General features: G+C 55.6%; 1 pseudogene. It reads left to right on the top strand.

The window, feature by feature from the left end:
- Nucleotides 1-277: pseudogene (locus tag FDX22_RS19745) on the top strand (class II glutamine amidotransferase); the annotation flags it as partial.

The raw sequence follows: 277 nt of genomic DNA, 5'->3' as shown, positions 1-277 counted from the left end.
CGCTGGCATCATCACCATTGATGCCAACAACTGCTTCCGCTTGCGTAAAGCGAACGGAATGGTGAGCGACATTTTTGAAGCGCGCCACATGCAGCGTTTGCAGGGCAACATGGGCATTGGTCATGTGCGTTACCCAACGGCCGGCAGCTCCAGCGCCTCTGAGGCCCAACCTTTCTACGTCAACTCACCGTATGGCATCACGCTTGCCCACAATGGCAACCTGACCAACGCGCATGAGCTGCGTAAAAAGCTGTTTGAAGAAAAGCGCCGCCACATC

Source organism: Citrobacter sp. TBCS-14, from assembly GCF_005280805.1.
Classification (GTDB): Bacteria; Pseudomonadota; Gammaproteobacteria; order Enterobacterales; family Enterobacteriaceae; genus Citrobacter; species Citrobacter gillenii.
The sequence above is the reverse complement of the archived record's forward strand: the minus strand, read 5'-3'. Positions and strand labels throughout refer to the sequence as shown.